Raw genomic sequence first — 24,981 nt, forward strand, 5'->3', positions numbered from 1 at the left:
CGCCGCATAGGCTCTGCTGTCGATGAACGAGACCGACACGACGGACGAGTCCGTACGGGAACAGCTCGAGGAACTGCGCGCCAGCATCGACAACATCGATGCGGCGGTGGTGCACATGCTCGCGGAGCGGTTCAAGTGCACGCAGCGCGTCGGGCGGCTGAAGGCCGACCACCGGCTGCCGCCCGCCGATCCGGGGCGCGAGGCGCGGCAGATCGTACGGCTGCGGGAGCTGGCCGAGCACGCCAAGCTCGATCCGGCGTTCGCGGAGAAGCTGCTGAACTTCATCATCGCCGAGGTCATCCGGCACCACGAGACGATCGCCCGCTCCTGAGCGTACGCGGGCACTCACGGCGCGCTCATACGGCGCCCACGAGCGCCGCGCGGTGCTCGCGCCGCCGCTCGGCGCGGGGGCTCGGCGCCGGGGTTCAGCGCGGGCTGTCGTCCTCGCCGATGTGGTGCACGCGCACCAGGTTCGTGGAGCCCGGCACGCCGGGCGGCGAACCCGCCGTGATCACCACGATGTCGCCGCGCTCGCAACGCCCGATCTTGAGCAGCTGCTCGTCGACCTGGTTCACCATCTCGTCCGTCGTCTGCACGGTCGGCCCGAGGAACGTCTCCACGCCCCACGTCAGATTCAGCTGGGAGCGCGTCGCCTCGTCCGGCGTGAACGCCAGTACGGGGATGGGGGAGCGGTAGCGGGCCAGGCGGCGGACCGTGTCGCCGGACTGCGTGAAGGCGACCAGGAACCGCGCCCCCAGGAAGTCGCCCATCTCCGCCGCCGCCCGCGCCACCGCGCCACCCTGCGTGCGCGGCTTGCTCCGCTCGGTCAGCGGCGGAAGGCCCTTGGCCAGCATGTCCTGTTCGGCCGCTTCGACGATGCGGCCCATCGTGCGGACCGTCTCCACGGGGTAGTTGCCGACGCTCGTCTCGCCGGAGAGCATCACCGCGTCCGTGCCGTCCATGACGGCGTTCGCGACGTCGGACACCTCGGCGCGGGTCGGGCGGGACGCGTCGACCATGGAGTCGAGCATCTGCGTCGCGACGATCACCGGCTTGGCGTTCCGCCGCGCCAGCTTGATCGCCCGCTTCTGCACCATCGGCACGGACTCCAGCGGCATTTCGACACCCAGGTCACCGCGCGCGACCATCAGCCCGTCGAACGCGTCGACGATCGCCTCCAGGTTGTCCACCGCCTGCGGCTTCTCGATCTTCGCGATGACCGGGACGCGGCGCCCCTCCTCCGCCATCACGCGGTGGACCTCCTTCACGTCCTGTGCGTCCCGAACGAACGACAGGGCGATCACGTCGGCCCCCATGCGCAGCGCCCAGCGCAGGTCCTCGACGTCCTTCTCGCTCATCGCGGGCACCGAGACCGCGACGCCGGGGAGGTTGAGGCCCTTGTGGTCGGAGACCATGCCGCCCTCGACCACCAGCGTGTGCACCCGCGGGCCCTCCACGGCCGTCACCTTCAGCGTGACCCGGCCGTCGTCCACGAGGATCAGCTCGCCCGGCGAGACGTCCGCGGCCAGGCCCTCGTACGTGGTGCCGCAGCACGTACGGTCGCCCTCGCCCTCCTCGACGGTGATCGCGAACTCGTCGCCGCGTTCAAGGAGTACGGGCCCGTCGCGGAAACGGCCGAGGCGGATCTTCGGACCTTGAAGGTCCGCGAGAATGCCGACGCTGCGGCCGGTCTCCGCGGAGGCGGCGCGCACCCGCTCGTAACGTGCCTCGTGGTCGATGTGCGTGCCATGGCTCAGATTGAGCCTGGCCACGTCCATTCCGGCCGCCACGAGCGTCTTGATCTGCTCGTACGAGTCGGTGGCGGGCCCCAGAGTGCTGACGATCTTTGCTCGGCGCATATCTCGAGCCTATGACTTACCGACGGGTAGAGAACTGTCGGAAGGTGACTGACCAACGGCCGTCCGATGAAGGACCGTTGACAACTTTTAAAGATGCGCACACCCCCGCTCCGATGAGCGCTCAAGGGTCCCGGGCGCGCCCCGCGCCCGTACCCCCCGCCGCTCAGAGCGCGGGCGGACTCATCGTGAAGCGCGCGTTGACATGCGCGTGCACCGTCTGCCGCTCCGGCTCCAGATCCAGCTCCGGCGCGGCACCACCCGGCGCACCCCCGAACCCCGCCGCACGCGCCATCCCGCCCGGCGCGGGCGGCAGCGGCCCCGGCCCCTCCGCGCCCAGATCCGCCAGCTCCAGCAGCGACACCAGCTCCGAACCCAGCGCGCCCGCGTACTCCCGCGCCCGCGTCACCGCCTCCCGTACGGCCTGCTGGCGCGCCTCACGGTGCACCGGCGAATCCGGGCGCAGCGCCCACCACGGCCCGTCCACCCGCGTCAGCTCCAGATCCGCGAGGCGCGTCGTCAGCTCGCCCAGCGCCGTGAAGTCGACGACGGTGGCCGTGACCCGCACCCGCCCGCTGTACGTGCGCACCCGGTCCCGGCGGCCCTTCTCGGTCAGCTCCGGAGTGATCGAGAACGCGCCCGTCTCCAGCTTCTCCACCGCCTCCCCGTAGCCCTTCAGCAGCTCCAGCACCTCGCTGTTGCGCCGGGTGAGGTCGTTCAGCGCGCCGCGCCGGTCCGTGCCCCGCGCGCTCACCGTCACGCCGATACGCGCGATCTCCGGGTCGAACTCCAGGCGCGCCTCGCCGCGTACGGCCACGCGCGGCGCGTCGGGCGTCCCGTACGGGGCGGGCACGGGTCCGGACTGGTCGTCGGTCATTACGGCTCCCTGATCAGCGGTACGGTACGCCCCCCACTCTCCCGTACCCCGGCACCGTCCGGCTGCCCGTTCGCGCCCCTCCCGGAAGCCGGAGCCGCGCCCGGAGCCGCGCCCGTGTCCCGTCGGCCGTCCGCACCGTGCGCACCGTCCGCGTCCCGCCCGGCCTCCGCCGGGCCACCGGCCGCCCCCTGCCCGCCCGGCCGCTCCACCCGCAGCCCGAACGTGGTGAACGCCGTACGGCGCGGCAGCGCGTAAGCTTCCGTCCCCGTCAGCGAGTTGAGGATGACCGCGCTGCGGTGCGCCGCCAGCCCCAGATCGGGCGCGCCGACGCCGTGCGTGTGCCGCTCCGCGTTCTGCACGTACACCGCGCCCGTCACGCCCGGGTCCAGCACCATGCGGTACCGCTCGTCCACGCACGGCCGCCGCGCCGCGTCCCGCCGCACGTACGGGTCCAGCGCCGCCAGCAGACCGTCGTGCGCACGCTCCCGGTACCCCGTCGCCAGCACCACCGCGTCCGTACGGAGCCGGGTGCGCTCGTCCTGCTCGGCGTGCTCGAGATGCAGCTCCACCTGCGTACGCCCGATGCGGCCCGCCGTACGGACGCTCACACCCGGCGTCAGCACCGCGTCCGGCCAACCGCCCTGGCACGTACGGTGGTACAGCTCGTCGTGGATCGCCGCGAGCGTCCCGTGGTCGATCGCCTTGTGCAACTGTCCCTGCCGCGCCACCAGCGCGTCCCGTACGCGCTCCGGCAGGGCGTGGAAATAGCGCGTGTAGTCCGGAGTGAAGTGCTCCAGGCCCAGCTTGCTGTACTCCATGGGCGCGAACGCGCCGCTCCGCGTCAGCCAGTGCAGCCCCTCCCGCCCGAACGGGCGGCGGCGCAGCAGGTCGAGGAAGACCTCCGCGCCGGACTGGCCCGACCCGATCACCGTGATGTGCCCGGCGGCCAGCAGCCGTTCGCGGTGGTCCAGATAGTCGGCGGAGTGGATCACCGGCACCGTCGGCGTGTCGGCCAGCGGACGCAGCGGCTCCGGCACGTACGGGGCCGTGCCGATGCCGAGCGAGACATTGCGGGCGCAGCGCCGGCCGAGCGCCACCGCCTCGCCCGTGAACGGGTCGAGCTGCGTGAAGTCCAGCTCGAACAGCTCCAGTTCGGGATTCCAGCGCACCGCGTCCACCTGGTGGCCGAAATGCAGCCCGCCGCCGTCGGGCGCCGCCCCACCGTCCGCCTGCCCTCCGGCGGCCAGGCCCTCGCTCACCCAGCGGCAGTACGCGTCGTACTCCGCGCGCTCGATGTGGAAGCGCTCCGCGAAGTAGAACGGGAACAGCCGCTCCTGCGCCCGCAGAAAGCTCAGGAACGACCACCGGTTCGACGGGTCCGCCAGCGACACCAGGTCCGCGAGGAACGGCACCTGCAGCGTGGCGCCCTCGATCAGCAGACCCGGATGCCAGGAGAAGTGCGGACGCCGGTCGAAGAAGACCGTACGCAGTCCGGGCACGCCGTCCGCCAGCGCGGCCAGCGACAGGTTGAACGGGCCGATGCCGATGCCCGCGAGGTCGTACGGGCGGCCGTACGAGCCGTCGCCGTCCGCGAGTTCGCCGTCCGGGAACTCGCCGTCCCGGAGCTCACCGTCCTGGGGCCCGCCGTCCCGGAGCTCACCGCTCCGGGGCCCGTCTGCCACGCCCGTCACGGCCGCACCGTCCCCTCCGCGTGGGGGAGCGGCGACGCCGAACCCGCCGGGCCGTCCGCCAGCGCGTCGTTGACGAGCTTGAGCAGCGCCGCCAGATCGCTGCCCTGGACATGCGGGTTGAGCAGGGTCACCTTCAGCCACAACCGCCCGTCCAGCGACGCCCGTCCCAGCACCGCCCGCCCCTCCGCGAGCAGCCGCCGCCGCACCTCCGCCACCACCGCGTCCCCGCGGCCCGCCGGGCGGAACAGCACCGTCGACAGCACCGGCTCCGACCGCAGCTCCAGCCCCGGGTCCGCCGCGACCAGCCCGGCCAGGTCGCGCGCCGCCGCGCACGTACGCTCCACCAGCTCCGCCACCCCGCGCCGCCCCAGCGCCCGCAGCGTCACCGCCACCTTCAGCACGTCGGGCCGCCGCGTCGTACGCAGCGAACGGCCCAGCAGATCCGGCAGCCCCGCCTCCGTGTCGTCGTCCGCGTTCAGATACTCCGCCCGGTGGTCCAGCGGGCGCAGCGCCGCCGCGTCCGGCACCACGAACAGGCCCGCCGCCACCGGCTGCCAGCCCAGCTTGTGCAGATCCAGCGTCACCGAGTCCGCCCGCTCCAGACCCGCCAGCCGGCCCCGCAACGCGCCGCTGAACAGCAGCGGCCCGCCGTACGCCGCGTCCACGTGCAGCCGCACCCCGTGCCGTGCGGCCACGTCTGCCACCTCGGGCAGCGGATCGATCTCGCCCGCGTCCGTCGTCCCCGCCGTCGCCACCACCAGCGCCCGCCCGCCGTCCCGCTGCCCCGGCGCGCCACTCGAAGCAGACTCCAGCGCACCGCTCAACACCCCGTCCAGCGCTGCCGGATCCAGCACACCGCGCGGCGCGGGCACCACCAGCGGTGGCGCCAGGCCCAGCAGCCACGCGGCCCGGTGCACGCTGTGGTGCGCGTTCTCCCCGCACACCAGCCGGACGCCCGGACCGTGCAACTCCCGCGCCAGCAGCACCCCCAGCTGGTTCGACTCCGTACCGCCCGTGGTCACCAGCGCATCGGCCCTACGCTCCGCCCGGCCGGTGTCCGCGCCGTACACCAGCCCGGCCAGCGCCGCGCACGTCAGCGACTCCAACTCGGAGGCCGCGGGCGCCTGATCCCACGAATCCATCGACGGATTCAGCGCACTCGCCGCCAGATCCGCCGCCGCTGCGACCGCCAGCGGCGGGCAGTGCAGATGCGCCGCACACAGCGGATCGGCCGGATCCGCGGCGCCCTCCGCCAGCACCCGTACAAGCGCGGCCAGCGCCGCGTCCGCACCCACACCCTCCTCGGGCAGCACACCACCGCCACCCTCACCGGTGCCGTTGCCGGTGCCGGTGCCCGCACCGTCCGCCCCGCGCACCACCGCACCGACCCGCTCCGCCACCGCGGCCGGGCCACCGCGGGGCAACGGCCCGCACCGGTCGTACGCCCCGTCCGCGAGCGCGTCCAGGACCGTCGCCACCAGCGGACGGAGCGCGGCAGCACCCTGGGAGCCGCCGGCGAGCAGACGGGAATCGGCGACAGCGGACACACACAACATGGGCGGCTGCTCTCTCGGTAACGGAGCCGGTGGGTTAGGTCGCCCTAAGCTACGTCCCGGACACGCGACAGCAGCCGATACGGGCGTTCATTCGCCCAAACGTGGGACAAACGTGCGGAGTACGGGCCCGCCTCTGCTATAGACGGCCCGTACCGCAGCACCCCCGGATCCGACAACGCCCACACTCACACCCGCGCACGTACCGCCAACGCCCGCCGCAGATCATCCAGCTGGTCCGCCAGCTGACGCCGCAGCGCGGGCGTCGGACCCTCCGACGCCACACACTCCTCGCCGCGCCGCAGCACCTCCTCGCCCGCCACCGGCGCCGGGAACGCCCACCGCCCCGCCGCCTCACCGATCGACTGGCCACGGCGGGCGGCAACCCCCACCGCCGCGTCGAAGTACCGCTCCGCGTAACCCTCCAGCAACTCCGCCTGCTCCGGATGCCAGAAGCCCCGCGCCGTTGCCGTGAACAGGTAGTTCGACAGCGCGTCCGCCTCCCCGAAGAGCGCCTCCCACGCCGCGGCCTTCCCCGCCGCGTCCGGCAGCGCCGCACGGCAACGCGCCGCCCCCTCCTGCCCCGTGGCACTCGGATCCGCCGCCAGCGCGTCCGCGATCTCCGCCTCGCCCACCGCGCCCAGCACCGCCAGCCGGTGCAACAGCCGCCACAGCAGCTCCGGATCCAGCTCCGGACCACCCGGAACCGAACCCGCCGCACGCCAGCCCAGCAACTCCTCCGCCGACGTCGCACTGTCCACGAACACCCGCACCGCCGTCAGCCGGACACCCGGCGCCGACCCGTCCGCAGTCCCCGCCAGCACCTGCCGGCACGTCTCCGTCAGCAGCTCCAGCGCCGCCGTACGCGCCCCACCCGTCAGAAAACGGTCCGCGACCTGCGTACGCGCGAACGCCAGCACCCCCTGCACCACCGCGTCATCCGTCTCATACGGCAGATGCCTCCGCACCGCCTCCAGATACTCACCCGGCGGCAGCTCGGAGTCCCGCACCATGTCACGCGCCGCGTTCCACACCACCGAACGCGACAACGCGTCCGGCAGACCCGACAGCGACTCCCGCACCGTGTCCCACGACACCGAGTCCAACCGGACCTTCGCGTACGTCAGATCACCGTCGTTCAGCAGCACCAGATCAGGCCGCGGTCCGTCCGCCACATGCAGCGAATCCACATCGCCCCTGTCCCCCTCCGCGCCGCCACCCCCCGGCACGTCCTTCTCCAGCCGCTCCCGCAGCACCAGCCGCCGCCGGTCCGCCGCAGCCTGGTCGTACAGCCCGACCCCCAGCCGGTGCGGCCGGCCACCCACGTGCCGCACCCCCAGCGACCACTGCCCCTCACCCTCGTCCACCACCGGCGTCAGCGTGTCCACCCCGGTCGTACGCAGCCACCGCTCCGCCCACGCGTGCACATCACGGTCCACCGACGCACGCCCCAGCGAATCGATGAAATCCGCCAGCGTCGCATTCCCGAAACGATGCCGTGCGAAATGATCGTTGATCCCCGCCAGAAACGTCTTCTCACCCAGCCACGCCACCAACTGCCGCAGCGCACTGGCCCCCTTCGCATACGAGATCCCGTCGAAGTTCAGCCGCGCCGCCGCCGTGTCCGGCACCCCGTCCGGAGCGGGCGCCACCGCATGCGTCGAATCACGCTGATCCGCGTCATAACCCCACCCCTTCCGCGCGATCGCGAACTCCGTCCACGTCCCCGAGAAACGCGTCGACTCCGCCAGCGTCTGATAACCCATGTACTCCGCGAACGACTCGTTCAGCCAGATGTCGTCCCACCAGCGCAGCGTCACCAGATCCCCGAACCACATATGCGCCATCTCGTGCGCGATCACCATGCCGCGCGTCTGCCGCTCCGTGTCCGTGACCGCCGAACGGTAGACGAACTCGTCCCGGAACGTCACCAGCCCCGGATTCTCCATCGCCCCCGAATTGAACTCCGGCACAAAAGCCTGATCGTACGAGTCGAACGGATACGGCTCGTCGAAAATCTCGTGATACCGGTCGAAACAGCGCCGCGTCACATACAGCAACTCCTCCGCGTCCGCGTCGAGATACTCCGCCAGCGACTGCCGCACATGCAGCCCGAACGGCAGCCCCGCGTGCTCCGTACGCACCGAGTGGTACGGCCCGGCCGCCACCGCCATCAGATACGTACTGATCGGCGGCGTCGCCGCACACTCCCAGCGCCCCGCGTCCGACCGCGCCGCCGTACCGTTCCCCAGCACCGTCCACTCCGGCGGCGCCGTCACCGACACCTCGAACACCGCCTTGAGATCCGGCTGGTCGAAGCACGCGAACACCAGCGGCGCGTCGTCCATACAGCACTGCGTGTACAGATACGTCCGCCCGTCCGCCGGATCCGTGAACCGGTGCATCCCCTCGCCCACGCGCGAATACGGCATGTCCGCCACCACGCGCAGCTCGTGCTCACCCGCCGCGAGCCCCCGCAGCGGCAGCCGCCCGCCCGGCACCCCCGCCGGCACCTCCAACTCCCGCCCGTCCAGCACCGCCTCGCGCAGCACGACGGGCCGCACCTCCGCGAACGTGTCCGCACCCTCCTCGAGCACGGTGAACCGGACAACGGTCGTGGAACCGAACACCTCCTCGCCACGCGTCAGATCGAGATCGATCGAGTAGTGGTCGACACTGAGAACCCGGGCACGGATCTGCGCTTCATCGCGCGTCAATACGGACATGCCCCCATGCTCCCGCACCCCGGCAACGCGCCGCAGGTGCCTTTACGCGCTCGGGGGGCGGCACTTGGGGCACTCCGCCCCCGCCCGTGCCCCACCCGCGCCGGTCAGTGCTTGGCCCCGACGTGTGCGTCCATGAGCACGACGGAGGGGCGACGGGCCACGGACACGTTGTACGGAGCTCCGCCCCGGCGCGTGATCCGCGACTCCACGCCCACTTTGGCAAGGGTTTCGGAGTAGATACGGAGAATGTCCTCGGACTTGTTGGTGAGGAAGTAGCGGGGGTACTCGTACCGCTTCCGCTCCCCGGCGACGACCCGCGTCGTCCAATTGGCGACGCGACACCCGTCGGAGTGCACAAGACCCCGGATGAACTCCCACGGATACGCGTCCACCGCCTCCTGCTGCCACGGCTCGAGCCGAATGCGGCGTTCGTGTTTCCTGCCGGGGCCGTGCTGGGGGAAGAGGCACGGCCAGTGATTGCTGTACGCCCATACCGATACGCAGCCTTGCTGCCGCACGCGGCCCGTACGATTCCCGCTCCGTACCGCCCGTAACGCCTGCTCGCACTCTTCAATGAGGCCGGGCCAGGCGTCGGCGCACGCGATACGGAGCGAGTATGTGCGCCCGAGCCGGCTGATGCAGCCGTCGCCGAGGTAGAGGCCCAGCAGATAGCAGTACGCCGCCGGTTCATCGGGAAGGCGCGGCTCGGGAGCACAGCGGGGGCACGCCGCAGCGGGCCGGGCGGGACGGATTTCCTGCTGCCAGGAGCGGATTGCCGCGCGGGAAACCCCGGTCTCTCTGCTCACGGAGTTGAGGCTGCGGCCCTGACGAACGAGGGCGAGAGCGCGCTCGCGGGTGGGGAGGTCGTACATCTTCCGTCCCCCGATGCCGCGGCGATATCAAGGAATCAAAGGAAAGTGCCCCGGGTCGGACTCGAACCGACACTGTATGGGTTTTGAATCCATTGCCTGCTGCCAATTGGGCTACCGGGGCCAGCGGATCGAAGGTACAGCCACCCACTGCGGCAACAGCTTACAGGATCTGGGTAGGCTCGGGACTCCCACCTGTGCGGAAACGAGGAGCCCAGTGAGCACCGCGGACATCCCCGAGCCCACCCACGAGCCGGGCCAGAGCGACACCGAGCCCGTTGCCGAGGAGGAGAGCGCGCACGTGCCGCCGCAGACGACGAGGGTCGTCATCGCGGAGGACGAAGCCCTGATCCGGATGGATCTCAAGGAGATGCTGGAGGAGGAGGGCTACACCGTCGTCGGCGAGGCCGGGGACGGGCAGGCCGCGGTCGAGCTGGCCCGGGAGCACCGGCCCGATCTGTGCATTCTGGATGTGAAGATGCCGGTTCTCGACGGCATCTCCGCGGCGGAGAAGATCGCGGAGGAGAGCATCGCGCCGGTGCTGATGCTCACCGCGTTCTCGCAGCGCGAGTTGGTGGAGCGCGCGCGGGACGCGGGGGCGATGGCGTATCTGGTGAAGCCGTTCAGCAAGAGCGACATCGTGCCCGCCATCGAGATGGCGGTGTCGCGCTTCACGGAGCTGCGGGTGCTGACACAGGAGGTCGCGGATCTGGCGGAGCGGCTGGAGACGCGGAAGCTGGTGGACCGGGCGAAGAGTGTGCTGCAGACGCAGTACGGGCTGACGGAGCCGGCGGCGTTCCGGTGGATCCAGAAGACGTCGATGGACCGGCGGCTGTCGATGCGGCAGGTCGCGGAGGCCGTGATCCAGGACGCGGAGGAGAAGAAGCAGCAGTCGTAGCGGCGCGCGGCCGTACGGGACGTACGGGACGTACGGCCGCGCACGCGCAGGGAGGGCCGCCCCGATCGCCGGGGCGGCCCTCCCTGTACGTGCGGGTGCGCGCGGTGCGCTCAGTCCTCGCCGAGGTACGCCTTGCGTACGGACTCGTCGTGCATGAGGTCCTGTCCCGTGCCGGAGAGGACGATCTCGCCGACCTCCATGACGTGGCCGTGGTCGGCCAGGGAGAGCGCGGCCTGGGCGTTCTGCTCGACGAGCAGGATGGTGGTGCCTTCGGCCTTGAGTTCGCTGATGGTCTCCATGATCTTCTGCATCATGATCGGGGAGAGGCCCATGGAGGGCTCGTCGAGCATGAGCAGTTTGGGCCGTGACATGAGGGCGCGGCCCATGGCGAGCATCTGCTGTTCGCCGCCGGAGAGGGTGCCCGCGGCCTGTTTGCGGCGTTCGCCGAGGATGGGGAACAGCTCGTAGGCGCGCTGGATGTCCTTCTCCACGGCCTCGGTGTCGCGTCGCAGGAAGGCGCCGAGCTGGAGGTTCTCGGTGACGGTGAGGCGCGGGAAGAGCCTGCGGCCCTCGGGGGAGTGGGCGAGGCCCTTGGCGACGATCTTGTGTGCGCCGACGCCGTCGAGCGGTTCGCCGTCGAACATGATCTTTCCGGAGAGCGGTTTGAGCAGTCCGGAGAGGGTGCGCAGGGTGGTGGTCTTGCCGGCGCCGTTGGTGCCGATGAGGGTGACGACCTGGCCTGCTTCGACGCTGAAGGTGATGCCCTTGACGGCTTCGATCTTGCCGTAGGCCACCCGCAGGTCTTCGACCTCGAGAAGCGCGGTCACTGGTCTTCACCTTCTTCCTGGCCGGCCTCCGCCGCTTCTTGCTTGCCGGTCTCCGCCGCCCGTACCTCCGCGGCCTCGCTTTCGCCCGGTTCGCCTTCGAAGGGGGTGCCGAGGTACGCGGCGACGACGCGTTCGTCGCTCTGTACGCGTTCGGGGGTGCCCTCGACGAGTTTCTCGCCCTGTACGAGGACGGCGACCCGGTCGCAGAGGTTGAAGATGAACCGCATGTCGTGCTCGATGACGAGGACGGCGATGCCCTGCTGCCGGATGGACCGGACGAGTTCCTGGGTGGCCATGGTCTCCTGCGGGTTCATGCCCGCGGTGGGCTCGTCCAGGAGGAGCAGTCCGGGTTCGGAGGCGAGGGCGCGGGCGATCTCGAGTTTGCGCTGCTCGCCGTACGCGAGGTTGCGGGCGATGTGGTCGCGTTTGGCGGCGAGGCCGGTGAACTCGAGGAGTTCCATCGCCTTGTTCTCGGAGTCCTGTTCGGCCTTGCGGAAGCCGGGGCCGCGCAGGAGTGCCGACCAGAGGCCTTCCTTGGTGCGGGTGTGGCGTCCGACGAGGACGTTTTCCAGCACTGTCATGTTGGCGAAGAGCCGGATGTTCTGGAAGGTGCGGGCGACTCCGGCCATGGTGACGAGGTGGGAGCGGTGCGGCAGGACCTTGCCGCGGTATTTCACGGTGCCTTCGGTGGGCACGTAGAGGCCGGTGAGGCAGTTGAAGAAGGTGGTCTTGCCGGCTCCGTTGGGGCCGATGAGTCCGACGATCTCGCCGCTGTCGACGGTGAGGTCGACGCTCCGTACGGCGGTGAGGCCGCCGAAGCGCATGGTGACGCCGGTGGCGTCGAGTACGGTGCCGCCGGCGGCTGGGGCGGGTCCGGGTGCTGCGGGGGTCTTGGTGGTGGTGGTCATGCGGTTCACACCCCCGCCTTGCTGAGGTCGGCCTTCTTGGGTACGTCGAGTTGGCCGGTGTCGTGGAACTCGAGCTGCTTGCGGCGGTCGGCGACGAGGCCCTCGGGCCGGAACCGCATGAGCAGGACGAGTGCGATGCCGAACAGCAGCAGCTGGTAGTCGGCCATGAACTCGAGCTTCTCCGGGATGAGGTAGAGGAGTGCCGCGCCGATCAGGGGTCCGCTGACGGTGCCCATGCCGCCGAGGATGACGGCGGCGAGGAGGAACGCGGAGTTGGGTGGCACGACTTCGACGAATTTGTACTGGGTGGGTGTGACGGTGAAGGTGACGTGCGCCTGGACGGTGCCGGCCATGCCGGCGAGGGTGGCGCCGAGTGCGAACGCCATGAGCTTGAGCCGGAAGGCGTTGATGCCCATGGCGCGTGCTGCGGTCTCGTCTTCGCGGATGGCGACCCAGGCGCGGCCGATGCGGGACTGGTCGGAGCGGCGGAAGACGAGGACGACGATGCCGGTGAAGATGAGCATCAGCAGGTAGTAGTTGGAGAACCGGCCGAGCTCGAAGCCGAGGATGGTGTGTTCTTCACCGAGGTTGAACCCGAGGATTTCCAGGTCGGGGATGTTCGGGATGCCGTTGGGCCCGTTGGTGACGTCGGGTCCTGAGGTGCCGTCCATGTTCTGCATGGCGATGCGGAAGATCTCGCCGAAGCCGAGGGTGACGATGGCGAGGTAGTCGCCGCGCAGCCGCAGGGTGGGGGCGCCGATGACGACGCCGAACACGAGGGAGGCGCCGATGCCGGTGAGGACGGCGGCCCAGAAGGGGAACTGGACGCCGATGGTGGAGTACGGCGAGCCGGAGACCAGGGCGGCGGCGTACGCGCCGACGCCGAGGAAGGCGACGTAGCCGAGGTCGAGGAGGCCGGCGAGGCCGACGACGACGTTCAGGCCGAGGGCGACGGTGGCGAAGATCAGGATGTACGCGCCGAGGGTGGCGTAGGCCTCGCTGCTCTGGGTGAGCGGGAAGATGAACGCGGCGATGAAGGCGGCCGCGACGGTGACGTTGCGGTGCCTGGCGGCGAGCGAGGACAGCCGGCGGTTGAGTCCGGCGCGGGAGATGGCGGCGAGGCCGAATCCGGCGATGACGAGGTAGCCGACGAAGAGTTCGCCGTACGGGGTGCCGATGCCGTACGCGAAGACCTGCAGGCCGACGCCGACGGCGGCGGCGATGATCAGGATCTCGGCCCAGGAGGGCAGTTCGCGGCCGCGGCCCGGTGTGGGTGCCTTGAAGCTGTGGAGCAGTCGCTGGTGTGCCGAGGTGGGCGGCCGTACGGCGTCGCCGGGGGTGTCGGCGGGGAGGCCGAGCACGCCGGTGAGGAGGACGGCGGAGCTGACGGCGGCGACCCAGGCGCCGGGCTCGAGGTTGACGAGGCCGCCGAGCTTCTCGGTGATGGCGATGACGGTGTACCAGGTGGTGGCGAACGTGCCCGCGGCGAGGAACAGTACGGGTGAGTTCTTGCCGCCCGGGGTGAGCCAGCCGAGGCCGCGGATGCCCATGGTGGACAGGGCGAAGATCAGGGTGAGGGCGGCGCCGATGAGGACGAGGACCTGGAGGCCGCCGGGGTAGAAGTCGACGGTGAGGTTGCCCGGGAACTCCTCGGTCCAGGTCCAGGCGAGGAAGGTGCTGAGCAGGGTGCCGGCGGCGCCGCCGAGGGTGGCCCAGCGGGCGGCGTTGGCGGGCAGCTTGAGCAGGCCCGGTACGGGGCCGGCGGGTTCGCGGTCTGCCTTGGCGGCGGGTGTGGTGGTGGTCATGGGTATCACGCCCGATCCGCGACGCGTTCGCCGAGCAGGCCTTGTGGCCGTAGCAGCAGTACGAGAATGAGCAGGACGAAGGCCCAGACGTCCTTCCAGCTGCCGCCGCCGAGCTGGGACATGCCGGGGATGTCCTGGATGTAGGCGGTGGCCATGGCCTCGGCGAGGCCGAGGACGACGCCGCCGATCATGGCGCCGTAGATGTTGCCGATGCCGCCGAGGACGGCGGCGGTGAACGCCTTGAGGCCGGCGATGAAGCCCATCTTGAAGTTGACTTCGCCGTACTTGAGGCCGTGTGCGATGGCGGCGACGGCGGCGAACGCGGACCCGATGGCGAACGCGGTGACGATGATCCGGTCCGTGTTGATGCCCATGAGCTTGGCGGTGTCGGGGTCCTGCGAGGTGGCCTGCATGGCGCGGCCGGTGCGGGTCTTGGCCACGAAGAAGCCGAGGGCGATCATGCTCAGGGGTGCGGCGATGAACAGGAAGAGGTCGCCGCGGCCGATCGTGAAGGCGCCGAAGTCCAGGGACTCGCCGTGGAACTGCGGGAACGACCGGGACTTGGTGCCGTCGGGGTAGAAGGCCCAGATGGCCTGCTGCAGCGCGATGGACAGGCCGATCGCGGTGATGAGGGGCGCGAGCCTCGGGCCGCCGCGCAGGGGGCGGTAGGCGAAGCGTTCGGCTCCGATGCCGACGAGCACGGAGCAGACGACGGCGAAGATGAGCATGAGGGGCAGGGCGACGAGGAGATTGGTGCTCTCGGGCAGCCACAGCCACGCGGTCAGCGCGCCGAAGCCTCCGATCATGAAGATCTCGCCGTGTGCGAAGTTGATGAGCTGGACGATGCCGTAGACCATCGTGTAGCCGACTGCGATGAGTCCGTACAGCCCGCCGAGTAGCAGGCCGTTGGCGAGTTGCTGCGGCAGATCGTTCACCGCGGGGCCTCCGGGGATGGGTGTCAGATATGGCTGCGCGGGGGCGCTGGTGTGCGCCCCCGCGCAGCCCTGGCGATGCTGGTTGGGCGTGTGTGCCCGGGGATCAGCCTTCGAACGTGCCGCTCTCGATCGGTACGTGCTTGCCGTTCTTCACCTCGTAGAGGGAGAGCTGCTTGTTCGTGGTGTCGCCGTACTTGTCGAAGCCGACCTGCCCGGTGACGCCGTCGAACGAGACCTTCTGCATGGCTTCGACGACCTGCCCGCGGGCGTCGTCCATGTCGTCGGGCAGCTTGCCGTCGTTCTTCTCGGCGACGGCCTTGACGGCCTCGATGATCGCCCAGGTGCTGTCGTACGAGTAGCCGCCGTAGGCCTCGTAGGCCTGGTCGTAGCCGGCTTCCTTGTAGTTCTTGATGAACGCCTTGGCGGTGTCCAGCGTCTCCAGCGGGGCGCCTACGGAGCTGGCGATGTCGCCTTCCGCGTTCTTCTTGGCGATCTTGATGTACTCGGCGCTGAAGAGGGCGTCGCCGCCGACCGTCGGGATCTTGGCGCCCGCGCGCTTGATCTGGGCGGCGAGCGGGGCGGCGGCCGGGTACTCGCCGCCGTAGTACACGAAGTCGGCCTTGGAGGCGGCGACCTTGGTGGCGACGGAGCCGAAGTCCTTGTCCTCGGGGTTGACGTGGTCGGTGCCCACGACGTTGCCGCCGAGCTTCTTGAACTCGTCGGCGAAGGTGCCCGCGAGGCCGGCGCCGTACGTCTTCTTGTCGTCGATGACGTAGACGTTCTTGAGCTTCTTCTTGTTGAACATGTACTGGGCGGCGAACGGGCCCTGTACGGCGTCGGTGGTGGAGGTGCGGAAGTACGTCTTGAACGGGCGTTCCTTCTTGCCCGACTGCCATTCGTTCCCCTGCGTGAGAGCGGGGTTCGTGTTGGCGGGCGAGACCTGGACCATGTCGGCGTTGCCGAAGACCTTCTGCATGGACTGGCCGACATCGGAGTTCAGCGGGCCGACGGCACCGATCATGGTGTCGTCGCCGGTGAATTCGGTGGCGTTCTGCTGGCCCGTGGACGCCTGGGCGGCATCGTCCTTGGCGACGAGCTTGAAGGTGATCCCGTCGACTTCCTTGTTCTTGTTCGCGGTCTTGACCGCGAGTTCGGCGGAGTTCTTGATGCCCTGGCCAAGTGCGGACAGGTCTCCGGTCAGCGGGGCGTCGAGCCCGATGGTGACGACTTTGTTGTCGCCGCCGCTGCCGCCTCCGTTGTCGTCGTCGCGGGATCCGCAGGCGGACAACGCGAGTGCCCCCACGGTGACCCCGGTGGTGATGATGAGCAAGGATCGCTGACGCACGATCAGTCCTTTCCCCTGGCGCGGCGCACTACCGTAAGTGGGCCGAAAAGCCCGCCGGGCCGTACTGGGGTGGTACTGACCTGAGCTTGCAGTTCGCGCCCGGCGGCGCGGTGACTGGCCGTGACTCTATGGCTCAAGGCGGCGGTGCGGCAGTGGTCCAGACGAGGATGTGACTTTCTTGTTATGACCCGGCCAATGCCGGGCAATGTTTAGCGGATCTTGCTTGTTTCCCTCGGGAAACGACCGTGTATCGGACAGCGAAACCGCAGTTCTGCTTAGCAGTGGGCGACTCACTGTGCCGGGGTGAGTCCGCATAGCGTACGGAGTTGACGGCTCAGTCCACGGGCGTAGCGTTCGCCGAGGATCACGCTCAGCTTCTGTTCGGCACGCGAGTTACGGAGCGTGACATCGAGGTAGGGCATGCTCGCGTCGAGCGGCAGTCCCGTACACGAGGTGACGCGGGCCCGTACGGTCAGCTGCCGCGGCTTGGCGCTCGTCACGACGATCGGGGGCGGCGGGTCGAGCCGCAGGTCAATGCTGTGATAGCCGTGGCCGACGCGTTCCACCGTGACGGGTGAGGCGCTGGTCGTCGTGGCGCGCAGCGAGATCGTGAACGCGCGGTCGTCGGCCGCGTCCGAGGTGATCTTCCGGAGAGTGATCGAGGTGATCTGCGCGGGGTAGGGAACCGGTGGCGCCGGTTCCGGGTCGGGGCGCTGGCTGACCGCGTAGACGGAGCCGGCCGCGACGGCCGCCACCACCACCGTGCCGGCGGCGACGGCGTGCCGCAGCCGCCGGGGGAGCAGTGCCCAGCGCTCGGTCAGGCCGGGGGCGTCGTGGGCGGCCAGCACCTCGGGCTCGTGCTCGCGGCCCGGCGTGTCCCCCATGCAGGGGAAAGCTAGCGGGTGCCGGGGCCGGGTGCCAGGGCGCGGACGGCGTACGGGCTCGGCGTACGGTCAGTCCGCGGCGGGCGGTTCCGCGTCGCGCAGCATGCAGGTGAGGCGCGCGGTGCACACGCGCTTGCCGGACTCCTCCGTGATCACGACCTCGTACGTGCCGGTCGTCCGGCCCCGGTGCACCGGCGAGGCGACGCCGGTGACCATTCCGGACCGTACGGCCCTGTGGTGCGTGCAGTTGAGGTCCACGCCGACCGCCACCTTCCGCGGGCCGCCGTGCAGCATGGCGCCGACCGAGCCGAGGGTCTCGGCGAGCACGGCGGACGCGCCGCCGTGCAGCAGCCCGTACGGCTGGGTGTTGCCTTCGACGGGCAGCGTGCCGACGACGCGTTCCGGAGCGGCCTCGAGGACCCGCACGCCCATGCGTTCGCCGAGGTGCCCCGCGGAGAACAGCGCGACCAGGTCGACGCCCAGGCCGTTCCACTCGTCGAGGATCTCCGGCGGGAACTTCGTCGTGCCGTGCTCGCCCATGCCCTGCCTGCTCCGATCACCCTCGGCCGGACCGTTGTCCTGTTGTCCTGGCACCGTTTGCGACAGTCCTATCAGAGGGCGACCGGGCCCCCGGCCTGCGGGTCGCCGTACGGGGCCGGGCCGTGCGTACCGCTCAGACTGCGCGTACCGTTCGGGCCGTTCGGACCGCCCGTACCCGCTCAGGCCGGAGTCAGCCGGACCACCAGGGACTTGCTGGCCGGGGTGTTGCTGGTGTCGGCGGTGGCGTCGAGCGGCACCAGCACGTTGGTCTCCGGGTAGTACGCCGCCGCGCAGCCGCGCGCGGTGGGGTAGTGCACGACGCGGAAGCCCTCCGCGGTGCGCTCGGTGCCGTCCCGCCACTCGCTGGTCAGGTCGGCGTAGCTGCCGTCGGCGAAGCCGAGCGCGGCGGCGTCCTCCGGGTTCACGAGGACGACGCGGCGCCCGTTCCGGATGCCGCGGTAGCGGTCGTCGAGGCCGTAGATGGTGGTGTTGTACTGGTCGTGCGAGCGGAGCGTCTGCAGCAGCAGGCGGCCCTCGGGCAGCCGCGGGTACTCCAGCGGCGCCGCCGTGAAGTTGGCCTTCCCCGTGGCGGTCGGGAAGCTCCGGCTGTCCCGCGGGGCGTGCGGCAGAGTGAACCCCCCTGGGCGCGCGACCTTCGCGTTGAAGTCCTCGAACCCGGGCACGACACGGGCGATCCGGTCCCGGATCAGGGCGTAGTCCTCCTCGAACCGCTCCCAGGGCGTACGCGAGCCCGCGCCCAGCACCCGGCGCGCGAGCCGGCACACGATCGCCGGCTCGGACAGCAGCGCCGGGTCGGCGGGGTCCAGCCGGCCCCGCGAGGCGTGCACCATGCCCATGGAGTCCTCCACGGTCACGAACTGGTCGCCGCCGCCCTGCCGGTCACGTTCGGTGCGGCCCAGCGTCGGCAGGATCAGCGCGCGGGCGCCGGTGACGCAGTGCGAGCGGTTCAGCTTCGTGGAGACGTGCACGGTGAGCCGCGCCCGCCGCATGGCGTCCTCGGTGACGGCCGTGTCGGGCGAGGCCGACACGAAGTTGCCGCCCATCGCGAAGAACACCTTCGCCTGCCCGTCCCGCAGCGCGCGGATGGACCGTACGACGTCCAGCCCGTGCTCGCGCGGCGGCGCGAACCCGAACTCCTTCTCCAGCGCGTCCAGGAATTCGGGCGCGGGCCGTTCGAAGATGCCCATCGTGCGGTCGCCCTGCACATTGCTGTGGCCGCGCACCGGGCACACCCCCGCGCCGGGGCGGCCGATGCTGCCGCGCAGCAGCAGAAAGCTGACGATCTCCCGGATGGTCGGCACGGAGTGCTTGTGCTGCGTCAGGCCCATCGCCCAGCACACCACGGTGCGTTCGGAATCGAGCACCATACGGAGCGCCTGTTCGATCTCCGTACGCTCCAGGCCGGTCGCCCGCAGCGTCTCCTCCCAGTCGGCGGCGCGCGCGGCGGCGGCGTACTCCTCGAAGCCGTACGTGTGCTCCCGGATGAACGCGTCGTCCGTGCCGCCCTCCTCCAGCACCAGCCGGCTCAGCGCGCGGAACAGGGCCTGGTCGCCGCCGATCCGGACCTGCAGGAACAGATCGGTCAGCAGGGTGCCGCCGCCCGCCAGACCGCGCGCGGTCTGCGGGTTGCGGAACCGCTCCATCCCCGCCTCGGGCAGCGGGTTGACGGTGATGATCCGCGCGCCGTTCGCCTTCGCCTTCTCCAGGGCGCTGAGCATGCGCGGGTGGTTGGTGCCCGGGTTCTGCCCGGCGACGATGATCAGGTCCGACTGGTGGATGTCCTCCAGCAGGACGCTGCCCTTGCCGACGCCGAGGGTCTCCGTGAGCGCCGAACCGGAGGACTCGTGGCACATGTTGGAGCAGTCCGGCAGGTTGTTCGTGCCGAACTCGCGGGCGAACAGCTGGTAGAGGAACGCTGCCTCGTTGCTGGTGCGGCCCGAGGTGTAGAAGACGGCCTCGTCGGGGGAGTCCAGCGAGGTCAGCTCCGCGCCGACGATGTCGAACGCGCGCTCCCAGGACACCGGCTCGTAGTGGCTGGCGCCCTCCGCCAGATACATCGGGCGGGTCAGCCTGCCCTGCTGCCCCAGCCAGTAACCGGAACGCTCGGCGAGCTCCGCCACCGGGTGCGCCTCGAAGAACGCGGGCGTCACGCGGCGCAGCGTCGCCTCCTCGGCGACGGCCTTCGCGCCGTTCTCGCAGAACTCCGCCGTGTGCCGGTGCTCCGGCTCGGGCCACGCGCAGCCGGGACAGTCGAAGCCGTCCTTCTGATTGACCCGGAGCAGCGTGAGGGCCGTACGCCGCACCCCCATCTGCTGCCGCGCCGCACGCAGCGAATGCCCCACGGCGGGCAGCCCGGCCGCGGACTGCTGCGGCCCGCCGACCTCGGGAGCGTCCTGTACGGGATCCTGCTCGGGCGGCGCCTGGCTGCCCCACACCCGTAACGCCGCACTGGCCGTCGGCCCGACGGGCACCGACGTGACCCTCGACGGCGGGCGCAACTGGCGCACGGTGGACGCGGGTTCGTACGACACGGTGGACTGCGCGCCACCCCCATCTCGCTCGGCGACCTCAGGGCCGGTGACCTGCTCATCGACGCCGACGGCTCCAACACCACCCGCCACGTGGTGATCTTCGAGGGGTGGACCGACTCCTCGCACACCGCGTACTCGGCCTACGAGCAGCCCGGCGGCCACGGCACCGACCACCGCGTGCTCGACTACGGGCTGGACTCCGGCAGCGAGTCCAAGCCGTACCGCCCGGGGAAGCTGTCCGGCCGAGCCCCGCCCCCGACCCCGCCGCCTTCGCCCGCTACCGCCGCCTCTTCCGCGGCCCCCTCATCGCCAACCACGGCTTCGACCCCGCCACCGCCGGCGCGCTCACCGAAACCGGCACCGCCGACGCCGTCTCCTTCGCCCGCCACTACATCGCCAACCCCGACCTCGTCACCCGCCTCGCCCTCGGCCGTGAACTGGCACCGGGCGACCCGAACACGTACTACACGGGCGGCGCCGGCGGCTATGTCGACTACCCCACGGCAGACCTGGCCGAACGGCACCCGTGAACGCCTGAGGCGGCTCTCACCCACGGGGGGTGAGAGCCGCCTCAGCGCCTGCCCTGTGGCGGCGCGGTGCCCCTTCGGCACACCGCCTGGCCCACGCGGCCGGAGCCGTACGGGCTCAGACGAACACCACCCGGCGCCCGCGCGTGTGACCGGCCTGGCTGTCGATGTGCGCCGCCGCGGCCTCCGCGAGCGTGTACGACTTCTCGACCGGGATGTGGAGCTTCCCCCTCGAGATGAGGCCGGCGGCCTCCGCGAGCGCTTCCGGAACGCTCCCGGCCACGCCGGAGAACCTGACACCGAGCTCCGGCGCGGCGAGATCGGCGATGGAGACCACCTTCCCGGGGTCCCCGGTGAGCTCGACGAGTTCGCGGATCACGCCCGAACCGGCCAGGTCGAGGGCGGCGTCGACACGGCCGAGCCGCCGCACCCGTTCGACCCAGCCCTCGCCGTACGTCGTGGCGAGGGCACCCAGGCCGCGCAGGTAGTCCTGGTTCGCGGCCCCGGCCGTACCGATCACGGTGATGCCCCGGTCGCGGGCGATCTGCAGCACCGCCGAACCCACGCCCCCGGACGCACCGCTGACCAGCAGCGTCTGCCCGGGCCGCACACCGACCTCGCGGAGGACGCGCAGCGCGGTCTCCACCACGGAGGGGTACCCGGCGGCCTCCTCGAACGACAGCCCTCCGGGCATGCGGGCCCAGGCCGACAGCACGGCGAACTCGGCGTAGGTATCCGCCCCTTCACCGAACACGTGGTCGCCGGCGTCCACCCCTTCGACGCCCTCGCCGACCTCGTCCACCACCCCGGCGGCGTCCAGTCCGACTCCGGCCGGCAGCTCGATCGGGTGGGCCTCCCGGAACTGCCCTTCGCGGATCCTCCAGTCGACGGGGTTCACACCTGCCGCCCGTACGGCGATGCGTATCTGGCCGGGGCCCGCGTGGGGCTCCTCCGCGTCCACGAGTCGCAGCACGTCCGGACCGCCGAACTCGGCAAAGCTCACTCTCTTCATGCAGGCGACCGTAACACTAACGGTTAGCTTTTAGAAACGGATGCAGTTTCGTATTTGATAGTGTTACGCCATGACCGTGACGCCCGGACGCCGCGAGCGCAAGAAGGCCGCGACCCGCCAGAAGATCGCCGACACCGCCCTGCGGCTCTTCCTGGAACGCGGGTACGACGCGGTGGGCATCCGCGACGTGGCCGCCGAGGCCGACGTCGCCGTCACCACGCTCTTCTCTCACTTCGCCTCGAAAGAGGCCCTGGTGTTCGAGCAGGACGAAGACTTCGAGCAGCGCCTCACACAGGCGGTCACCGGGCGGGCGACGCACGAGCCGCTCATCCCCGCGCTGCGCCGCGAGATCCAGGCGCTCGTACGGCACTGCACGGCAGAGGGCGCCGCTCCGGTCTGGCGCATGATCGAGGCATCGTCCGCCCTGCGGGAGTACGAGGAGTCGATGCGACTGCGCCACGCGGAGTCACTGGCGGCCGCCCTCGCCGCCGATCCCGGCCTGCCGCAGACCACAACGGCCTGCCGGACGATCGCGCGGTTCGCCATCGACGCGTACTCGGTGGCGCGTGAAGCGGCCGATCCGGAGGCCGCGTTGGACGAGATCTTCCGGATGATCGAGGCCGCCTGGGAGGCCGCCCAGCCCTCCGGACGTACGTGAGAGCGGAGCTTCGGCGTCCCCGGCCGCGCCGACGCCCCTTCGCCGCACTCCTCCCCAGTCGAGCCCTCTGACCTCGCCGCAAGCACACGGAGGCTCCAAGTCGCGCCGAAGGGAGGGGTTTTCCGCTGCGCCCAGCTGCGCGGGAAGCCTTGAATGTACGCGACAACTGTGCGATATAAGTCTAGACCTTTGCCCGCACGATGAGAGGCGGCTCAGTGAGGCCCACTCCCCCGCTCACCGCGCTGAGCACCACCGCCTGCCTCCTGGCCCTCACCCTGCCCCTGACCGCCTGCGGCTCCGATGACGGTGACACGGAGGCGCCTCCCGCGCCGACCGGCGTGACCGTCCACACCAGCAGCTCCACGTCGGTGCACGTCATGTGGGACCGGTCCGCCGACGCCGGAGACGTGCGGCGCTACGAGGTGCACCGCGACGGCGTCAAGGTCAAGAACGTGCCGGCCGAACGCCACATGGTCGACGTCACCGGGCTCAAGGCGTCGGCCTCCTACACCTTCTCCGTACGGGCGCGGGACGCCGCCGGCAACCTCTCGAAGCCCGGCGCGGCCCCCCGCGTCACCACCCCCTCCGCAGCCGCCGACGACAGCCAGGCACCTTCGCGGCCCAACGGACTCGACGGCCGGGCGGACGGCCCCCGTTCCGCCACGCTGACCTGGAAGCGGTCGAAGGACGACAACGAAGTCACCTCCTACGACATCCACCAGGCCGGAACCAAGATCCACAGTGTGGACGGTGCCAAGACCACCGCGTCCGTCACCACACTCCGCCCCGGCACCCGCTACACCTTCACGGTCAAGGCCCGGGACGCCGCCGACAACGCGTCCCCTGCCAGCCCGGCAGTCACCGTGACCACCAAGGCGGAGCCCGAAGGCGCCACCCGGTCCGAGGTGCCGGCGGACCTTCAGGCGACGGCGCGCACCGAGAACGGCCGCCACCACCTCGACCTGACCTGGAACGCGCCGAAAGAGGGCGGCGACATCACCGAGTACGAGGTGTACGTGAACGGGAAGTTCGGCTCGAAGCTCACTCTCGGCGAAGCGGCACCGAAGGACACCGGCACGATCAGCCTCCCTGTGGGAAAGAAAGCGGGCACCACGTACGCCGTGAAGGTGCGCGCGAAGCTCCCCGACGGGAACTGGGGCCGCTTCACCGAAGAGATCAAGGTGACCACGGCCGGCGACCCCTCGTAGGGCCTCCCCTGCGGCGCCCGGCCAACGCACGGCCGTCAGCCGGGTGTTCACCGGCGGCTCTCTCCCCGGCTGCGGGGCTGACGGACCGGCTGTCAGTGGGCCGGTGCATGATCGAACGCATGACACACGGATCCCCCGAGGCCCTGCGTGCCCTGGCCGACGAGCACTTGCCCCCCGATGTCGCGGAGCGGTGGGTCGGTCTGCTCCGCCCGGCTCTCCGTCTGGCAGCAGCTGAGGGACCGGACTCCGTCGTGGGCAAGCTCGGTGGTCTGCCGCGGTTGCCGGCACACGTGGAGTGGCCTTCGTGGGAAGGCCACGGGCCCCTTGCGTTCGTTGCCTCGCTGGACTGCGCCGCGTTGCCCGCCGGCGCCGTGGACATCGATCTTCCAGCCGACGGCACTCTGTCCTTCTTCCACTTCGACGGCCAGCTGGACGGCGGCGAGGCTCTCGTCCTGCCCGACGATCGCGAGAGCCAGGCAGGAGCGCGCGTTCTTTACACACCGGCCGCGGAGACCCGTACGGAGCGTGCTGCGCCCCCTGGCCTTGAGGTGTACTCGGAGGTCCCGCTGACCGCCCGGCCGTGCTTGACCGCAGCTGAGCCCTGGCATCCCCGGATCCGTGACGCCTTCGCCCCCGGAGCCCCGCTGGGCAATCGGTACGACCATCCGGTGTGCTCGCAGGACTTCCTCGACGCCCTGTGGGAGTTCGACGGCGACGTGGGCCACCAGATCGGCGGCCATGCCGGGTCGGTCCAGAATCCGGTGGAGATCGAAGTCGCGGAAGCCGTCATGGACGGAGCAATGTCCTGGGACGACCCGGCCCTCGACGCGGAGATCGCCAACTGGGTGCTGCTGGCCCAGTTCGACAGCGACGACGACGCGGGCATGATGTGGGGCGACACCGGTGCCCTGTACTGGCTCATCCGCCCGCAAGACCTGGCAGAGCGCCGCTTCGACCGCGCGATGTTCACCTGGCAGTGCTGCTGACCGGTACCGCGTGGCCCGCTCCTCGAGCGCCAGGCGCGGGTTGAACAGCCGCACGGCGGGCGACCGGTGGACTGTCTCCGACTGCGCGCTCACCACGCGCTACGGCACCCCGCCGGACCTAGGAACTCCAACCGCTGCCGTACGGCGGCACGAAAGAGCCCCCGCCGGTGATCTCCGGCGGGGGCTCTGCGCTGGGGTGGACCTGAGGGGATTCGAACCCCTGACCCCCTCGTTGCGAACGAGGTGCGCTACCAGCTGCGCCACAGGCCCTTGCGACGGTGGAAACCTTAGCATCCCCGTCGGGCCCCGCGGAAATCAGTTACC

21 protein-coding genes, 2 tRNA genes and 1 pseudogene are annotated in these 24,981 nt (G+C 70.7%); 7 read left to right on the top strand and 17 right to left on the bottom strand.

The annotated features are described in order from the left end of the window. The first annotated feature begins 22 nt into the window (after positions 1 to 22). The gene (locus tag DVA86_RS23425; RefSeq protein ID WP_208881171.1) at positions 23 to 331 is read left to right on the top strand and encodes a chorismate mutase; all 309 of its coding nucleotides are present in this window, start codon (positions 23 to 25) and stop codon (positions 329 to 331) included. 94 nt (positions 332 to 425) lie between these two features. Here DVA86_RS23425 and pyk read toward each other — a convergent pair whose 3' ends face one another. From pyk to DVA86_RS23460, 7 genes are all read right to left on the bottom strand, one after another. Continuing rightward, a complete protein-coding gene (gene pyk / locus DVA86_RS23430) occupies positions 426 to 1,859 on the bottom strand; it encodes a pyruvate kinase (RefSeq protein WP_208881173.1) in 1,434 nt (477 codons plus the stop codon). A gap of 163 nt (positions 1,860 to 2,022) precedes the next feature. Further along, positions 2,023 to 2,733, bottom strand: coding sequence for an SIMPL domain-containing protein (locus DVA86_RS23435; protein WP_208881175.1), 711 nt, complete (start codon positions 2,731 to 2,733; stop codon positions 2,023 to 2,025). Next, positions 2,733 to 4,280, bottom strand: a complete 1,548-nt coding sequence (locus DVA86_RS23440) for a lysine N(6)-hydroxylase/L-ornithine N(5)-oxygenase family protein (protein ID WP_245997727.1) — start codon at positions 4,278 to 4,280, stop codon at positions 2,733 to 2,735. Before DVA86_RS23440 ends, DVA86_RS23435 begins: the two co-directional genes overlap by 1 nt. 140 nt (positions 4,281 to 4,420) lie before the next feature. Beyond that, positions 4,421 to 5,980 (bottom strand): pyridoxal phosphate-dependent decarboxylase family protein, encoded by a 1,560-nt coding sequence (locus DVA86_RS23445; RefSeq protein WP_208881177.1) that lies wholly within the window; start codon positions 5,978 to 5,980, stop codon positions 4,421 to 4,423. A gap of 185 nt (positions 5,981 to 6,165) precedes the next feature. Continuing rightward, positions 6,166 to 8,703, bottom strand: coding sequence for an aminopeptidase N (pepN, locus tag DVA86_RS23450; RefSeq protein ID WP_208881179.1), 2,538 nt, complete (start codon positions 8,701 to 8,703; stop codon positions 6,166 to 6,168). A gap of 104 nt (positions 8,704 to 8,807) precedes the next feature. Next, positions 8,808 to 9,575, bottom strand: a complete 768-nt coding sequence (locus tag DVA86_RS23455; RefSeq protein WP_208881181.1) for an LAGLIDADG family homing endonuclease — start codon at positions 9,573 to 9,575, stop codon at positions 8,808 to 8,810. 46 nt (positions 9,576 to 9,621) lie between these two features. After that, positions 9,622 to 9,696 (bottom strand) — tRNA-Leu (locus tag DVA86_RS23460). Positions 9,697 to 9,873: 177 nt separating this feature from the next. Between DVA86_RS23460 and DVA86_RS23465 the strand changes: the two genes are divergently transcribed. Then, complete coding sequence (locus tag DVA86_RS23465) at positions 9,874 to 10,470, top strand: ANTAR domain-containing response regulator (RefSeq protein WP_425470996.1); 597 nt, start codon at positions 9,874 to 9,876, stop codon at positions 10,468 to 10,470. Positions 10,471 to 10,580: 110 nt separating this feature from the next. Here DVA86_RS23465 and DVA86_RS23470 read toward each other — a convergent pair whose 3' ends face one another. The 8 genes from DVA86_RS23470 to DVA86_RS23505 form a co-directional block, all read right to left on the bottom strand. Next, positions 10,581 to 11,297 carry an ABC transporter ATP-binding protein gene (locus DVA86_RS23470; protein WP_208881182.1) on the bottom strand — a complete coding sequence of 239 codons (717 nt, stop codon included), beginning with the start codon at positions 11,295 to 11,297 and terminating at the stop codon, positions 10,581 to 10,583. After that, positions 11,294 to 12,205, bottom strand: a complete 912-nt coding sequence (locus tag DVA86_RS23475) for an ABC transporter ATP-binding protein (protein ID WP_208881184.1) — start codon at positions 12,203 to 12,205, stop codon at positions 11,294 to 11,296. Before DVA86_RS23475 ends, DVA86_RS23470 begins: the two co-directional genes overlap by 4 nt. Before the next feature lie 5 nt (positions 12,206 to 12,210). Further along, positions 12,211 to 14,010, bottom strand: a complete 1,800-nt coding sequence (locus DVA86_RS23480) for a branched-chain amino acid ABC transporter permease (RefSeq protein WP_208881186.1) — start codon at positions 14,008 to 14,010, stop codon at positions 12,211 to 12,213. 5 nt (positions 14,011 to 14,015) lie between these two features. Continuing rightward, positions 14,016 to 14,945, bottom strand: a complete 930-nt coding sequence (locus DVA86_RS23485; RefSeq protein WP_208881188.1) for a branched-chain amino acid ABC transporter permease — start codon at positions 14,943 to 14,945, stop codon at positions 14,016 to 14,018. Positions 14,946 to 15,048: 103 nt separating this feature from the next. Beyond that, positions 15,049 to 16,290 (bottom strand): branched-chain amino acid ABC transporter substrate-binding protein, encoded by a 1,242-nt coding sequence (locus tag DVA86_RS23490; RefSeq protein WP_208881189.1) that lies wholly within the window; start codon positions 16,288 to 16,290, stop codon positions 15,049 to 15,051. A gap of 290 nt (positions 16,291 to 16,580) precedes the next feature. Continuing rightward, the gene (locus DVA86_RS23495; RefSeq protein WP_208881191.1) at positions 16,581 to 17,174 is read right to left on the bottom strand and encodes a hypothetical protein; all 594 of its coding nucleotides are present in this window, start codon (positions 17,172 to 17,174) and stop codon (positions 16,581 to 16,583) included. A 69-nt stretch (positions 17,175 to 17,243) separates the two neighbouring features. After that, complete coding sequence (locus DVA86_RS23500) at positions 17,244 to 17,714, bottom strand: PaaI family thioesterase (protein ID WP_208881193.1); 471 nt, start codon at positions 17,712 to 17,714, stop codon at positions 17,244 to 17,246. A 179-nt stretch (positions 17,715 to 17,893) separates the two neighbouring features. Further along, entirely contained in the window at positions 17,894 to 20,170 is a 2,277-nt protein-coding gene (locus tag DVA86_RS23505; RefSeq protein WP_208885066.1) for an FdhF/YdeP family oxidoreductase, read from the bottom strand. On the opposite strand from DVA86_RS23505, the pseudogene DVA86_RS35460 reads away from it, so the two are divergent. Both DVA86_RS35460 and DVA86_RS35465 read left to right on the top strand, forming a co-directional pair. Further along, positions 20,145 to 20,363 (top strand): annotated as a pseudogene (locus tag DVA86_RS35460) (hypothetical protein); the annotation flags it as partial. The gene DVA86_RS23505 and the pseudogene DVA86_RS35460 overlap by 26 nt on opposite strands. A 10-nt stretch (positions 20,364 to 20,373) precedes the next feature. Next, complete coding sequence (locus DVA86_RS35465; protein WP_245997034.1) at positions 20,374 to 20,796, top strand: beta/alpha barrel domain-containing protein; 423 nt, start codon at positions 20,374 to 20,376, stop codon at positions 20,794 to 20,796. A 115-nt stretch (positions 20,797 to 20,911) separates the two neighbouring features. Here the strand turns inward: DVA86_RS35465 and DVA86_RS23515 are convergent, their stop codons facing one another. Beyond that, complete coding sequence (locus DVA86_RS23515) at positions 20,912 to 21,805, bottom strand: NADP-dependent oxidoreductase (protein WP_208881195.1); 894 nt, start codon at positions 21,803 to 21,805, stop codon at positions 20,912 to 20,914. Between the two features lie 70 nt (positions 21,806 to 21,875). Between DVA86_RS23515 and DVA86_RS23520 the strand changes: the two genes are divergently transcribed. The 3 genes from DVA86_RS23520 (at position 21,876) to DVA86_RS23530 (ending at position 24,657) form a co-directional block, all read left to right on the top strand. Further along, positions 21,876 to 22,463 carry a TetR/AcrR family transcriptional regulator gene (locus tag DVA86_RS23520; RefSeq protein WP_208881197.1) on the top strand — a complete coding sequence of 196 codons (588 nt, stop codon included), beginning with the start codon at positions 21,876 to 21,878 and terminating at the stop codon, positions 22,461 to 22,463. A gap of 215 nt (positions 22,464 to 22,678) precedes the next feature. Then, the gene (locus DVA86_RS23525; RefSeq protein WP_208881199.1) at positions 22,679 to 23,671 is read left to right on the top strand and encodes a fibronectin type III domain-containing protein; all 993 of its coding nucleotides are present in this window, start codon (positions 22,679 to 22,681) and stop codon (positions 23,669 to 23,671) included. 119 nt (positions 23,672 to 23,790) lie between these two features. Continuing rightward, positions 23,791 to 24,657, top strand: coding sequence for a YwqG family protein (locus DVA86_RS23530; RefSeq protein ID WP_208881201.1), 867 nt, complete (start codon positions 23,791 to 23,793; stop codon positions 24,655 to 24,657). 197 nt (positions 24,658 to 24,854) lie between these two features. Here DVA86_RS23530 and DVA86_RS23535 read toward each other — a convergent pair. Further along, positions 24,855 to 24,927, bottom strand: a tRNA-Ala gene (locus DVA86_RS23535). Positions 24,928 to 24,981: the final 54 nt, after the last annotated feature.

The sequence above is a fragment of the Streptomyces armeniacus genome (assembly GCF_003355155.1).
In the GTDB taxonomy this organism is placed as follows: domain Bacteria; phylum Actinomycetota; class Actinomycetes; order Streptomycetales; family Streptomycetaceae; genus Streptomyces; species Streptomyces armeniacus.

What these genes read in the sequence shown, in the direction of transcription:
- DVA86_RS23480 (WP_208881186.1), bottom strand. Translation starts at nt 14,010, where the DNA reads ATGACCACCACCACACCCGCCGCCAAGGCAGACCGCGAACCCGCCGGC.
- pepN (WP_208881179.1), bottom strand. Translation starts at nt 8,703, where the DNA reads ATGTCCGTATTGACGCGCGATGAAGCGCAGATCCGTGCCCGGGTTCTC.
- DVA86_RS23425 (WP_208881171.1), top strand. Translation starts at nt 23, where the DNA reads ATGAACGAGACCGACACGACGGACGAGTCCGTACGGGAACAGCTCGAG.
- DVA86_RS23520 (WP_208881197.1), top strand. Translation starts at nt 21,876, where the DNA reads ATGACCGTGACGCCCGGACGCCGCGAGCGCAAGAAGGCCGCGACCCGC.
- DVA86_RS23500 (WP_208881193.1), bottom strand. Translation starts at nt 17,714, where the DNA reads ATGGGCGAGCACGGCACGACGAAGTTCCCGCCGGAGATCCTCGACGAG.
- DVA86_RS23530 (WP_208881201.1), top strand. Translation starts at nt 23,791, where the DNA reads ATGACACACGGATCCCCCGAGGCCCTGCGTGCCCTGGCCGACGAGCAC.
- DVA86_RS23445 (WP_208881177.1), bottom strand. Translation starts at nt 5,980, where the DNA reads ATGTTGTGTGTGTCCGCTGTCGCCGATTCCCGTCTGCTCGCCGGCGGC.
- DVA86_RS23455 (WP_208881181.1), bottom strand. Translation starts at nt 9,575, where the DNA reads ATGTACGACCTCCCCACCCGCGAGCGCGCTCTCGCCCTCGTTCGTCAG.
- DVA86_RS23435 (WP_208881175.1), bottom strand. Translation starts at nt 2,733, where the DNA reads ATGACCGACGACCAGTCCGGACCCGTGCCCGCCCCGTACGGGACGCCC.
- DVA86_RS23495 (WP_208881191.1), bottom strand. Translation starts at nt 17,174, where the DNA reads ATGGGGGACACGCCGGGCCGCGAGCACGAGCCCGAGGTGCTGGCCGCC.
- pyk (WP_208881173.1), bottom strand. Translation starts at nt 1,859, where the DNA reads ATGCGCCGAGCAAAGATCGTCAGCACTCTGGGGCCCGCCACCGACTCG.
- DVA86_RS23515 (WP_208881195.1), bottom strand. Translation starts at nt 21,805, where the DNA reads ATGAAGAGAGTGAGCTTTGCCGAGTTCGGCGGTCCGGACGTGCTGCGA.
- DVA86_RS23475 (WP_208881184.1), bottom strand. Translation starts at nt 12,205, where the DNA reads ATGACCACCACCACCAAGACCCCCGCAGCACCCGGACCCGCCCCAGCC.